Genomic DNA, 13,285 nt, shown 5'->3' on the forward strand with positions numbered 1-13,285 from the left:
GCTTTTTTGTGTTCCTAGCCGGCGAAGCTGGTCACCACGAAGTCTTTGTCGGCGACGCAGGCCAGCAGTGTCGTGTTCCAGGCGCAGGAGCTGGTGCGGACGCCTTGGAGCGGGCCGAGCTGCACCGGGTCGTCGCCGAGGTGCCGGCCGGCGACGGCGGGGTCGTCGACGTAGCCGACGAGCGGCTTGCTGAATTCGAGGATGTTCGCGGCGTCGAGGCGTACGGCGTCGGACTTGCCTGTCCAGATCTGCTTGCCGGTGGCGTCGATCAGGGTGGTTTCGGGCGCGGTGGAACGGGCCAGGACGGCCTCGCCGACCGGAACCAGCGTCTCGGCCTTGGCCACCTTGCGCTCCCAGACCTTCCCGCCTTCGGCCGCGTCGAGGGCGACGACGGTGGCGTTGTCGTCGCCGTAGCCGGTGCCTTCGATCGCGCAGACACGGTCGTCGCCGCAGGGGATGAGGCCGGTCAGCCGGGCGGTGGCGCTGCCGGCCGTGTAGGTGACGTCGGGTTCGCCGAGCTTGTCGAGCTGATAGGTGACGATGCGGTCGGCGTCCTCGTCCTCGCGGACGAACAGGCGGCCGTTGTGGGCGACGACCTCGTCGTCGGGGCCGGCCACGCTCTGCCGGGAGGCGATCACCTTGCCGGTCCCGGCGTCGATGAGCCGGGCCTCGCGGTCGGGCGTGATCTGGACGAGCCGCGGGTCGTCGCCGAGGTCGGCGTCGAAGGGGCGGCCGGTGAGCCCGGCCGGGCCGTCGAGGTCGCCGGGGGTGGTGACCACGTGGACGGCGGTGGCCGAGGTGGAGTCGCCGGGGTCGGGGCGCGTCCAGTCTTCGCTGCCGTCTTCGAGTTTCAGGCCGACGAGGCGCCGGCCCGCGCGGTCGGCGACGATCGCGTGGTCGCCGGCGAAGTAGACGAGGTCGTCGCGGCCCACTGTGCGCTGCCAGCGTTTGGCGCCCTTGCCGGCGTCGAGGACGACGACCTCGCGGGTGTCTTTGTCGAGGTCGGTGTCGCTGAAGAGGGCGACGCCGCTGGGGAGGGCGACCATCTGCCGCCAGCGTTTGGCGATGCCGGTCTGCTTCTGGCTCCAGGCGGCGGATTTCGCCCCGTCGTCGAACGCCACGACACCGAGGTCCCCGGTGTCGTAGTCGGTGCTGGCGAAATAGACGCGATCGCCGATCACGGCGGCGTCCGACCAGGAGGAGCCGATCGGCACGGCGGCCGGCAGGTGCTGGAGGTCGGCGAGGGGGTGGTAGTCGAGCGCGGGGTAACGCGGCCACAGGGTCCAGGCCAGGGCCGTGCCGGCGGCGAGGACGACGGCCAGGGTCGCGGCGCCGGCGATGATCCACGTGCGGCGCTTGGCGCTCTTGGCGGCGGGTGGCGCTTCGGGGGAGTACGTGGGCGGCGGCGCCGGGGGTTGCCAGGGCGCGGCCGACGACGGGGTGGCCGAGGTGGGCGTGACGTGGCCGGCGGCGATCGCGGCGGCCTCGGCGGTGGCCCAGGGGTCGACGGCCTCGATGGATTCGCGCTCGTCCGTTTTGTCCGTTGAGTAAGGAGGGTCGGAATCCGGGTTGAAAGGCCGGGCGGCCGGGGAGGTCGGCGGGCCGGTGGCGGGGGAAGCCGCTGGGCCGGCAGAGCGGGAGGCGACGTCGGGTAGGCCGGCGGAGGCGGCGGCGTTGGGTGGGCCGGCGGAGGCGGTGGCGGCCGGTGGGCCGGCGGCTGGGGAGATCGGGTCCACCGGGGTGCTTGCGGCCTGGGTGTCGGTGATCGGGGGTGGGAAGTCGGGGGCTGTGGTCGGTGTGGGAGTGGGGGTGGCGGCGGTGGAGACGCCGGCGGCGTAGCGCAGGGCGGCGGCCAGGGTGGCGCCCTCGGCTGCGGCCAGTTCGGGCTGTTCCAGGACTGTGGGGGCTATGCCCAGCTCGCTGTGCAGCAGGCGGGCCACCAGCGGGACGCGGGAGGAGCCGCCGACCAGGAACAGGCCGGCCAGCTCGATCGGGGACAGGCCGGCGGCGGCGATCACGGCGGCCGCCTCGGACACGCCGCGGCGGATCAGGGGGTCGGCGGCGGCCTCCAGCTCGTCGCGGGTCAGGTGGACCGCTTCCTCGACGCCGGGGACCGGGACGGGGGCGAAGGAGCTGCGGGACAGCATCTCCTTGGCGCCGCGCACGTCCTCCCAGAACTGGCGGCGGGCCCGCCACTGGGCCAGCGTGACCGGCTCGGTCAGGGCCTGCCAGGCCGCGGGCTCGGCGCCGCTCAGCGACTTGCCGAGATGGTCGACCAGGGCCGCGTCGATGTCGAGGCCGCCCAGGTCGTCGGCGCCGCCGGAGGCCGTCACGGAGTAGGAGGCGCCGCCGGAGGCCGTCGCGGCGTAGGAGCCGCCATCGCGGCGGACCACTGCCACGTCGAGGGTGCCGCCGCCGAAGTCGAAGACGGCCAGGGAGGACTTTTCGGGGAGGGGGCGGCGCAGGACGTCGGCGAAGTAGCGTGCGGCCGCCACCGGCTCGGTGACCAGGGTGGTCTCGGCGGGCTGGCCCAGAGTGTCGGACGGCCAGCCGGCCTGGCTCAGGGCCCGGGTCAGGACGGCCCGGCGGCGGGCGCCCCACGACGCGGGGTAGGTGACGACGGCGGGCGGCAGGAAGCCGGCGGTGGCCACCGCCTCGCGGGCCACCGCGTCGAGCAGGGCGGCCAGCAGGTCGGCGACCGGCACCGTGGCGCCGTCGCCGAGCATCACCGACTCCTCGTCCACGTGGCGTTTCGGGTGGGGCTCGAGGCGGCCGGGGTCGGCCTGGCCGAGGCGCAGGGCGTCGGCGCCGACGTGCAGGCGGCCGGTGGGGTCGAGGAAGACCGCCGAGGGCAGCAGCGGGCGGCCGTCGAACAGCAGCGGACGGGTGCGCCCGTCGGGCCGGCGGAGCATAGCCACCGTGTGCGACGTGCCGAGGTCGACACCGAGCACGAAGCCGTCGGTCATGCGCGTCATGCTACGACCCGGCTACGACGAAACCATCGACCGTATGGTGGTCGCCATGCGTATCGAGCGGATCATCGACGCCTCGGCGGTTCACGCCGCCGCGGCGCTGTTCGACACGCCGCCGATCCCGGCCGCGACCGAGCGCTTCCTGGCCAGCGAGGGGCATCATCTGCTCCTGGCGTACGACGACGAAGGCGTACCCGTGGGAATGGTGTCGGGGGTGGAGATGACCCATCCGGACAAGGGCACCGAGATGTTCGTGTACGAGCTGGGTGTGACCCAGGGCGCGCGCCGTCACGGAGTGGCCACCCGTCTGGTCGAAGAACTGGCGCGGATCGCCCGGCGCAACGGCTGCTACGGCATGTGGGTCGGCACGGAGCCGGACAACGTCGCCGCCCGCGCCACCTATCGGCGGGCCGGTGCTTCCGAGGAGGCGCCGTTCACGCTGTTGAACTGGGATTTCATAGACGGAGAGCGCGCATGACGAGTCCGGTCCGCACCTTCCTGGCGCCGATGCGCGCGCGTTCGGCCGACGAGCCGCACCGCGTGTCGACGCCGCTGGAGCTCTTCTTCGACCTCTGTTTCGTGGTGGCGGTGGCCCAGGCCGCCCTGCCGCTGCACCACAGCATCGCCGAGCATCACGTCGGCCACGGTCTGTACGGCTATCTGACCGTGTTCTTCGCGATCTGGTGGGCGTGGATGAACTTCACCTGGTTCGCCTCCGCCTACGACACCGACGACGACGTCTACCGGATCACCACGCTGGTGCAGATCGCCGGCGCCCTGGTGCTGGCGGCCGGCGTCGAGGCGGCCTTCGAGCGCACCGACTTCCTGGTCATCACCGTCGGCTACGTCATCATGCGGCTGGCCCTGGTGTCGCAGTGGCTGCGCGCGGCCCGCTCCGATCCGCCGCGCCGGGCCACCGCCTATCGCTACGCGGTCGGTGTGACCGCGGTCCAGGTGCTCTGGCTGCTGCGCCTGCTGATTCCGCACGACTCGCCGTGGATCACGCCGGCCTTCGTGGCGCTGGCGATCCTGGAGCTGGCCGTGCCGGTGTGGGCCGAGGCGGCGCCGGGCGGGCCGACGACCTATCACCCGCACCACATCACCGAGCGGTACGGCCTGTTCACGATCATCGTGCTGGGTGAGGCCGTGCTGTCGGCGACGGTCGCCTTCCAGAGCGCCTTCGACGAGGGTGAGCACGAGTTCCCCCTGATCAGCCTGGCGATCTCCGGCATCGTGATCGTCTTCGCGCTGTGGTGGACCTATTTCGACCGGTCGGCCCACAACCTGATCACCCGGCTGCGGACGTCGCTGATGTGGGGCTACGGCCACTACTTCATCTTCGCGGCGGCGGCCGCGGTCGGCGCCGGCATCGGCGTCAACGTCGACTACGCGACCCACCACGCGGAGATCTCGCGGACCGTGGCCGCGTACGCGATCGCCGTGCCCGTGGCCGTCTACCTGTTCTTCGTCTGGTTGCTGCACATCCGGCCGCACCAGCGAGGGCTGCTGCTCGCCACGTACCCGGTGGGTGTGGTGCTGTGCCTGCTGACGCCGCTGGTGCCGGGGTCGGTCGAGGTGCTCGCGGTGTTGCTGGTCGTGCTGGTCGCGGTCAACTCGATGGGGGCCCGCCGGGTTCCGGATCCGATCGCCTGAGGCCGCGCAGCACGATGTCGAGCCCGCCCGTGAACTCCTGCTCGGGCGTGACGCCGAGGGCGGCGCGGGCGGTCTCGCGCATGACCGGGAAGTCCGTTTGTGACGCGATGGCCTCGGTGCCGGGGCCGCCGAGGGCGCCCAGTTGCTCCTGCAGCAGGGCGCCGTTGAGGTAGCCGACCAGCGCGCGCAGCGCGATGACCCGGCCGGTTCCGGTGAAGCCGGCCGCGGCCAGGACGGTCACCACCGATTCGGCCCAGCGCAGCAGCGGGCGGCTGCGCTGCCGGTTCGCGATCAGGAGGGGCACCGCCTGCGGGTGGGCGCCGACCTGGGCCCGTACGCGCAAAGCAAGGGTTTTGACCTGATCTGTCCATTGCGGATCGGCGGGCACGGACGTGTCGAGGTCGCGCAGGCACCAGTCGGCCACGAGCAGTTCGAGCTCGGCCCGGTCGGTCACGTAGCGGTAGAGCGCCATCGTGCTCATCGCGAGCTCGGTGGCGACGGCGCGCATGGTCAGCCCGGCCAGGCCGTCGCGGTCGATGACGGCGAGCGCGGCCGCGGCCAGGCGGTCGGGGTGAAGGGATCGGGCACGGGGCACGGGTTGACAGCGTACGCGGTACGCCTACACCCTTAGGTGTACGACGTACGCCTACGAGGGGAAGCGTCATGCGTGAACTGATCGCCGCCGATGGTGCGGTGGTACCGATTCCCGATCCCGAGCGCCTCGTTCACCTGCAGTTCCGCCGGTTCGCCGGCTGTCCCATCTGCAATCTGCATCTCCAGTCGATCGTCCGGCGGCACGCCGAGATCGAGGCGGCCGGCATCCGCGAGGTCGTCGTCTTCCACTCGCCGGCCGAGGAGCTGCGGGAGTACGACCTGCCGTTCGCCGTCATCCCCGATCCGGAGAAGAAGCTTTATCGGGAGTACGGGGTGCAGGTGTCGCCGCGGTCGTTGCTGCACCCGCGGGCGTGGGTGCCGGTGGTGCGGGCCATCGCGCGCAGCTCGGTGATGGTCCTGCGGCGCAAGGAGTCGCGACCGGCCGGGACGCAGCCGCAGGGGCGGCTCGGGCTGCCGGCCGATTTCCTGATCGCCCCCGACGGGCACACGGTGGCGAGCAAGTTCGGGCATCATGCCTACGACCAATGGTCAGTCGACGAACTGCTGGCGGCGGGCAATTTGCTTCGCATGGGTTGATATCGATGGGCCCATAGCGGGAGTTTTCGCTGGTAACCCGCAGGAAATCTGTTCGATTCCATGCGTCGAACGAAATGTCACGGCCTAGTCACGACGTCATCGACCGTAGTGACTTCTATTCAGATCGATCGGAAGATTCCGGGGAGATGCGCTCGGTGAACCCCCGCTGAGCGCCTTCCTTCCGGAGGACCCGTACGTGAGACAACAATCCACTTGGGGCCGTCGAACGTTCATCTCTGTGCTCGCGGCCGGACTGGCCACCGGTGCGGCGACGATGACCGGATCGATCCCGGCCGCGGCGGAGCCCGGCTCGGGCGCTCTGCCCGCCGCTCAGCAGAACGCATCCGACACCCCCAAGGAGTCGCCGGCCGACACGCTCGGCTCGCACGACGCCGAGCTGCTGGCCCAGGCCGAAGCGGCCAAGAAGAAGAACGTCACGGTCATCATCGCGGCCGAGGAGGGCAAGTCGGCCGACGTCGCTGCCAAGATCAAGGCTCTCGGTGGCGTCGTCACCCGGCGCTTCGACCAGATCGGCTACGTGCTCGCCTCGGTGCCGACCGGCCAGGTCGTCGCCGCCGCCAAGCTCGCCGGCATCCAGGCCGTCGACCTGGACGAGACCATCAAGCTGCCCGAGGCCGACCTGGCCGGCACGCAGTCGTCCAAGCCGGCCGCGCCGCTCGCGCCTCCGGGACCGCAGACGCCGGCCGCGAACCCGTACCTGCCGACCGACGAGACCGGCTCGGTGGACTTCAAGAAGAAGAACCCGAAGTACGACGGTCGCGGCATCACCATCGGCATCATGGACTCCGGTGTGGACATCGCGCACCCGGCCCTCCAGAAGACGACCACCGGCGAGCGCAAGATCGTCGACTGGGTCACCGCCACTGACCCGCTGCTCGAGGGCGACGGCTCGTGGCGGGCCATGCTGACCTCGGTCGCCGGCCCCTCGTTCACGTACGCGGGCGCGACTTGGAAGGCGCCGGCCGGCACCTACCGGGTCAACCGCTTCAGCGAGTCGATCACGGCGGCCAGCGACGCCGCCGGTGACGTCAACCGCGACGGCGACACCACCGACACGTGGGGCATCCTCTACGACCCGGAGTCGCACGACATCCGCGTCGACGTGAACCAGAACCTCGACTTCACCGACGACGCCGTGATGCGGCCGTACAAGGAGAAGTACGACGTCAACTACTTCGGCACCGACAACCCGGCCACCGCGGTGGCCGAGCGGATGCCGTTCGTCGTCGAGTACCGCGAGGACGTCGACATCGAGCCGGCCGGATATCCGGAGGGCACGGTCGCCGACTTCGTCAACATCGGCATCCCGGAGAGCCTGCACGCCTCGCACGTGGCCGGCATCGCCGCGGGCAACGACCTGCTCGGCAACGCCAACTTCGACGGCCAGGCCCCCGGCGCCAAGATCGTCTCGTCCCGGGCCTGCTCGTGGGGTGGCGGCTGCACCGCCGCCGCGCTGACCACCGGCATGTCCGACCTGATCATCAACCGGCACGTCGACGTGATCAACATGTCGATCGGCGGCCTGCCCGCGCTCAACGACGGCAACAACGCGCGGGCCGACCTCTACAACGACCTGATCCGCAAGTACGGCGTGCAGATGTTCATCTCGGCCGGCAACAGCGGCCCGGGTGTCAACACGATCGGCGACCCGTCAGTGGCCTCCGACGTGGTCAGCGTGGCCGCCAGCATCACCAAGGAGACCTGGCTCTCCAACTACGGCGCGGTCACCCGCAAGGACCAGCAGCTGATCCCGTTCTCGTCGCGCGGCCCGCGTGAGGACGGCGGCTTCAAGCCGAACATCGCCGCACCCGGCTCGGCCGTCTCGCTGAGCCCGACCTGGGAGGTCGTGCCCGGCCTGGCCACCGTGCCGTACACGCTGCCGCCCGGCTACTCCATGCAGAACGGCACCTCGATGGCCTCCCCGCAGGCCGCCGGTGGTGCGGCGCTGCTGCTCTCGGCGGCCAAGCAGAACGGCATCAAGGTCTCGCCGGCGTCGCTGCGCCGCGCGATCTACACGACCGCCGACACGATCCCCGGCGAGCAGGTCAACGAGCAGGGCTACGGCCAGCTCGACGTGCCCAGCGCGTGGACGCTGCTGAAGAAGAAGTCGCCGACCCGCGACTACACCTCGTCGGCGCCGGTCTGCACCCCGCTCGACGACCTACTGGCCACCGACGGCCAGGGCGTCGGCATCTACAACCGGTGCGCGGCCTCGGCCGGCGGCTTCAAGCCCGGGCAGACCAAGATCGTCAACATCAAGCTCACCCGTACGTCGGGACCGAGCTACCCGGTGCTGCACAAGCTCAGCTGGAAGGGCGACCGGGCCAACTTCCTGTCGTCGCCGTTGGTCGTGCTCCCGCTGAAGAAGACGGTCACCGTGCCGGTCGTGGTGCGGGCCAACAACGGCGTCACCGCGGGCCTGCTCCAGGTCGACGACCCGAGCACCCCGGTGGTCGACTTCGAGGTGCTGAACACGGTCGTGGCCGGCGTCGAGTCGCCGAAGCCGGCGTACTCCAACACCTTCAAGGGCGCGGTCGACCGCAGCTCGACGACGTCGTTCTACGTCAACGTGCCGGCCGGCACGAAGGCGCTGCAGGTCGACCTGTCCGGCCTCGCCGCCGGCTCGCAGACCCGCTGGATCGGCATCAACCCGTACGGTGTGCCGGTCGAGGACACCGCGTCGACGGCCTGCTACAGCAACTACAGCGACGAGGCGGCCTGCAAGCCGAGCGAGCGGGCGTACGAGAACCCGATCCCCGGCATCTGGGAGCTCGAGGTCGAGTCGCGCCGCACCACCCCGGTGCTGAGCAACCCGTTCACCCTGACCGCCAAGGTGCAGGGCGTCACGGTGACCCCGGAGACCACGACGCTGTCGAACGTGACGGTCGGCGCGGCCAACCCGGTCACCTGGACCGTGAAGAACAACTTCGGCCCGGTGAAGGTCACCCCGCAGGGCGGACCGCTCGGCAGCGCCAACCGGCAGCGGCCGACGATCGCCGACGGTGAGAGCCAGGAGTTCACGTTCACCCTGCCGGCCGGCTCGGCCTCGCTGAACGTGAAGATCGGCAACCCGGCCGACGCGGCGGCCGACCTCGACCTGAGCCTGTACCAGGGTGAAACGCTGGTCGGACAGGACGCGGACGGCGACTCGGAGGAGTCGATCTCGCTGGTGAACCCGCCGGCGGGTGACTACACGGTCGTGGTCGACGGCTACTCGGTGCCCGCGGGCACGACGGCCTACGACTACCTGGACGTGTACTACAGCACCGCGCTGGGCACGGTCACCGTGCCGAGCACGGCGACCACCCTGGCCAACGGGGCGAGCACCACGGTGACCGGCGCGGTCACGGTGGCCTCGACGCCGCCGGCCGACCGGGAGCTCTTCGGTGACCTGGCCATCGTCACGGACGAGGGCGCGGTCGTCGGCCGGGCCACGGTCGTCGTGGCCTCGATCGCCGGCTAGCGGTTTCCAGCAGAAGGCCCGCCCCACTGGGGCGGGCCTTCTGTCTGTCTTACTTGTACTGCTGGTCGATCCCGGCGACCGGGCGGCCGTTCGGCGAGAACTGGCGGTGCTCGTCGATGGGCTCCTCGTGCAGGCGCGGGTCCTCGGGCGCCGCGGCGGCCGGTGCGGCGGCTGCGGGTGCGGCGGCCGCGGGGGCCGGCTTGGGCCGCTTGTTCGGCTTCGGCTGCGCGAAACCGGCGTCGGCGGCCGGGATGATGGCCATGCCGCCGGCGGGAAGGCCGCTGACGTCCGGGGTGTCGGGGTCGCCGGCCGCCTTGCGGGCGATCGGCCGGGTCAGGCCGGGCGACGGCCGGCCGTCGGGCATGAGCAGGCCGCCGACCAGCGGCAGGCCGCCGCCGGCGTTGTTGAGCAGCGGCAGGTTCTGCAGCGGGAGCTGGCGCAGCGGGAGCTGCTGGAGGGGGAGGTCCTGCATCGGGTTCCCCTGCAGGGGGACGTCGCGCAGCGGCCGGTCGAGGGCCTGTCCGTTGCGGGTGCGCTGCAGGGTGCCGCCGACCACGTCGGCCGCCGGGAGCTGCGGCTTCGGCTCGTTGGCGGCGTTGCCGGGCAGCAGCGGGTTCAGGTCGGGCGTGCCCGTCGGCGCCTTGAAGCCCACGACCGGGTTCTGGGCGAGCGGGCTGTCGTTGAGCGAGCTGTAGCGCAGCGGATTGTCCACATTGACGCCGTTGCTCTGCCCGAGCAGGTCGGCCAGACGCTGGTCGAGCTGCTGCTCGGCGGTGTCGGTACCCGCGCCCGGAATCAGATCGGCCTGCGCGGGGGTGGCCCCGAACAGGAAGATCCCTCCGGCGAGCACCACTCCGGCGACGATCGTTTTGCGCACTGAACTCCTCCTGGCGACTGGGGGATGCTGACCTTTAGCCCCAATTCGGACTAAAGGCTCGGATGGGGCAACGAGCGGCCCCTGTGGCCGGTTCCGGCTGGTTACGATCGCGGCGTGGCAACCGATCAAGGTAGATCCCTCATGGCGCGGTGGCGCGAGCGCACGAACGACGCCCGCCCGCACCTCGTGATCTGCGGGTCGGACGCCCTGGTCTACACGCTGGCCGAGGAACTGGCCCGGTCCGGGCACCGGGTCCGGCTCACCCTGATCACCCCGCCCGAGCTGAAGACGGCCGTCCCCGATCTGGGTGACCTGCGGGTCCGCGGCGTCAAGGTGATCACCGCGACCCGGCTTGACGAGCGCACGTTCCGCGACGCCGGGCTGGCCGGGGCCGACGCGCTGGCCCTGGTGATGCCCGACGACATGGTCAACCTGCACGCCGCTCTCTGCGCCCGCGCGGTCGAGGGCGACCTGCGGCTCGTCATGAGGATGTTCAACACCGGTCTGGCGTACGGGGTCAGGCGGCTCTTCGCCGATTGCGCGGTGCTCTCCGATGCCGCGATGGCCGCGCCGGCCTTCGTCGCGGCCGCGCTCGGCGAGGTGGCGCCGACCCACTTCCGCTACGCGGCCCGCACCATGAACGTGGCCCAGCGGGCCGACGTGCCGGACGACGCGGTGCTGCTCACACTGGCCACATCGGACGGCAACGGCAAGACCACCGTGCTGCCGCCGGCCTCCGAGGCCAAGCCGGCCGATCTCGTGCTGGCCGAGGCCGGCCGCCGCCCGGCCGCGCAGGCGGTGGCGGCCCGCCGGCTGTCGCGTGAGGGCCGGCGCCGCCGTCCGTGGCTGTCGGTCGGCCGGGCGATCCGGGTCGGCCTGAGCCGCAAGCTCGGCATCGCCGTGCTGGTCGCGCTCGGTCTCACCCTCGTCTCGGGTGCGCTGCTGACCCACTTCACCGGCGTGCAGGGCTTCTGGCGGTCGATCTACGTCACGCTGCTGACCATGGTCGGCTCGTCCGATGTGGAGGAGAACAACGAGCCCGCGGCCCAGGCCGCCCAGCTCGTGCTGACCCTGGCCGGGGTGGCGCTGCTGCCGCTGGTCACCGCGGCCGTGGTCGACGGCGTGGTCAAGACCCGGCTGGCCCTGGACCGGGGCGAGATCATCAAGGTCTACTCGGGCCACATCGTGCTGGTCGGGCTGGGCAACGTCGGCACCCGGGTGCTGCGCCAGCTGATCGATCTCGGCCTCGACGTGGTGGCGATCGACCGCAACCCGGAGGCCCGCGGCGTCAAGGTCGCCGAAGACCTGGACGTCCCGGTCATCATCGGTGACGCGGCGCTGGAGGCGACGCTGCGCTCGGCCTCGATCGCGAGCTGCCAGGCGCTGGTCGTGGTCTCCACCGACGACGCGGTCAACCTCCAGGCCGCCCTGCACGCCCGGCAGGCGCGCGACGGCATCCGGGTGGTGCTGCGGCTCTACGACGACGACTTCGCGCGGCGGGTCCAGGACGCGTTCAACATCGACATCTCGCGCAGCGTCTCGCGCCTGTGCGCGCCTGCCTTCGCCGCCGCCATGCTGGAGCGCGAGGTGCTGGCCACCATCCCGGTCGAGCGCCACGCGCTGCTGGTCGCCGCGGTCAAGGTGATGCCCGGCTCGGCCCTGGACGGAGCCGCCCTGAGCAGCGCCGACCGGCCCGAGAGCGCCCGGGTGCTCGGGATGACCGCGGCCGGCTCGGAGTGGGTCGACTGGGTGCCCGACGCCCGGCGCGTGCTGGCGCCGGGCGACGAGATCGTGGTGGTGGCCCGCCGGGCCGGCCTGCGGGTGCTGCTGGAGCGGGCGGCGCGGCCGCTAGAGACCGGCGGCGAGTGAGCCGACCTCGACCCCGAGGACGGCCTGCTCGTCCGGTTTCTTGGCCAGGATGTCCTTGAGGTAGGACTGCACGGCCGCGGCCATGCCCACGTCGCGGCCGGCCTGCTCGGAGAGCAGCCACTTGTGCTGGATGACCTGGGTGAAGATCTCCTGCGGCTCCAGCTTGCGGCGCAGGTCGGGCGGCACGGCACGGACCACCGGCTCGAAGACCTCGGTGAGCCAGCGGTGCGCGGCCTGCTGCTCGTCGGTGAGCAGGCTCTCGGCCCGGTAGGTGTCCAGGTCGTTCAGCAGCTGCCGGGCCTGGTTCTCCTCGGCGTCGAGGCCGGTCAGGCGCAGCAGGCGCCGGGTGTGGTAGCCGGCGTCGACGACCTTGGGGCGCACCCGGTAGCCGCCGTCGGTCGTGGACATGGCCACCTCGGCCACGTCGAAGCCGAGCTCGTTGAGACGCCGGATGCGGCCCTCGATGTCGTGCCGGGCGTCGTCACGGGGCACTTTCTGCTCGTACGTCACCTCGTGCCACAGCCGTTCGTAGCGCGCCACGATGTCGTCGACCACGGCCTCGGGGTCGATCGACTCGTGCAGCAGCTCGGCCGCCTCGAGGTCGAGCAGCTCGCCGAAGATGTTGAGCCGCAGGATCTCGACGTCCTCGCTGCGCTGACCCTCGGAGAGCTTGGGGTAGAGGTTGCCGGTCTCGGCGTCGACCAGATAGGCCGCGAAGGCGCCGGCGTCGCGGCGGAACAGCGTGTTCGACAGTGAACAGTCGCCCCAGGAGAAGCCGGTGAGGTGCATCCGCACCACCAGCGCGGCCAGCGCGTCGAGCAGGCGGTTGAGCGTGTTGGGCCGCAGCACGTGCGAGAACAGCGCGCGGTAGGGCAGCGAGAACTGCAGGTGCCGCGTGATCAGCACGCTCTCCAGCGGCTCGCCGTTCGCGTCCTCCCGGTCGGTGACGATGCCGACCGCCTCGACCGACGGGAAGTCGATGCGTTCGAGCGCGCGCAGCAGGTCGTACTCCTTCTCGGCGATCCGTTCCCGGGTCTCCTTGAGGGCGTACACCACGTTGTTGAGTTTCACGAACCGCACGATGTGGCGGGAGATGCCCTGAGGCAGGGCGACCAGGTGATCCGCGGGCCATTCCTCCAGCGGAATGCCCCACGGCAGTTCCAGCAGCGCTGGGTCGACGACGGCGGAAGTGATTCGCACCGAACCAGTGTGCACGCTCTCCCCGGCGCGTCGCTGCCG

General features: G+C 71.4%; 9 protein-coding genes. 5 read left to right on the forward strand and 4 right to left on the reverse strand.

From position 1 onward, the window contains the following. Positions 1-14 precede the first annotated feature (14 nt). A complete protein-coding gene (locus CRP55_RS01425) occupies positions 15-2,966 on the reverse strand; it encodes an Hsp70 family protein (protein WP_179854974.1) in 2,952 nt (983 codons plus the stop codon). Here CRP55_RS01425 and CRP55_RS01430 point away from each other — a divergent pair. Then, positions 2,965-3,450: a GNAT family N-acetyltransferase gene (locus CRP55_RS01430; protein ID WP_245922727.1), complete on the forward strand. Its 486-nt coding sequence runs from the start codon at positions 2,965-2,967 to the stop codon at positions 3,448-3,450. The two genes, CRP55_RS01425 and CRP55_RS01430, sit on opposite strands and share 2 nt — an antisense overlap. Further along, positions 3,447-4,625 (forward strand): low temperature requirement protein A, encoded by a 1,179-nt coding sequence (locus CRP55_RS01435; protein ID WP_097317613.1) that lies wholly within the window; start codon positions 3,447-3,449, stop codon positions 4,623-4,625. The genes CRP55_RS01430 and CRP55_RS01435 overlap by 4 nt, the downstream gene beginning before the upstream one ends. Here CRP55_RS01435 and CRP55_RS01440 read toward each other — a convergent pair. Continuing rightward, on the reverse strand, positions 4,582-5,220 hold the full coding sequence (locus CRP55_RS01440) for a TetR/AcrR family transcriptional regulator (protein ID WP_097317614.1): 639 nt from the start codon (positions 5,218-5,220) through the stop codon (positions 4,582-4,584). The two genes, CRP55_RS01435 and CRP55_RS01440, sit on opposite strands and share 44 nt — an antisense overlap. Before the next feature lie 68 nt (positions 5,221-5,288). Between CRP55_RS01440 and CRP55_RS01445 the strand changes: the two genes are divergently transcribed. Together CRP55_RS01445 and CRP55_RS01450 are read left to right on the forward strand one after the other, a co-directional pair. Next, on the forward strand, positions 5,289-5,816 hold the full coding sequence (locus CRP55_RS01445) for a peroxiredoxin-like family protein (protein WP_097317615.1): 528 nt from the start codon (positions 5,289-5,291) through the stop codon (positions 5,814-5,816). A gap of 196 nt (positions 5,817-6,012) precedes the next feature. Continuing rightward, positions 6,013-9,300 carry a S8 family serine peptidase gene (locus CRP55_RS01450; protein ID WP_438865744.1) on the forward strand — a complete coding sequence of 1,096 codons (3,288 nt, stop codon included), beginning with the start codon at positions 6,013-6,015 and terminating at the stop codon, positions 9,298-9,300. A 49-nt stretch (positions 9,301-9,349) separates the two neighbouring features. Here the strand turns inward: CRP55_RS01450 and CRP55_RS01455 are convergent, their stop codons facing one another. After that, positions 9,350-10,177 (reverse strand): hypothetical protein, encoded by an 828-nt coding sequence (locus tag CRP55_RS01455; RefSeq protein ID WP_097317616.1) that lies wholly within the window; start codon positions 10,175-10,177, stop codon positions 9,350-9,352. 114 nt (positions 10,178-10,291) lie between these two features. Here CRP55_RS01455 and CRP55_RS01460 point away from each other — a divergent pair, with 114 nt between their 5' ends. After that, the gene (locus tag CRP55_RS01460; protein WP_245922728.1) at positions 10,292-12,046 is read left to right on the forward strand and encodes a potassium channel family protein; all 1,755 of its coding nucleotides are present in this window, start codon (positions 10,292-10,294) and stop codon (positions 12,044-12,046) included. On the opposite strand, the gene CRP55_RS01465 is transcribed toward CRP55_RS01460, so the two are convergent. Continuing rightward, complete coding sequence (locus CRP55_RS01465; protein WP_097318674.1) at positions 12,026-13,246, reverse strand: DUF4032 domain-containing protein; 1,221 nt, start codon at positions 13,244-13,246, stop codon at positions 12,026-12,028. The genes CRP55_RS01460 and CRP55_RS01465 overlap by 21 nt on opposite strands. Positions 13,247-13,285: the final 39 nt, after the last annotated feature.

It is taken from the genome of Paractinoplanes atraurantiacus, assembly GCF_900215205.1.
GTDB lineage: Bacteria > Actinomycetota > Actinomycetes > Mycobacteriales > Micromonosporaceae > Actinoplanes > Actinoplanes atraurantiacus.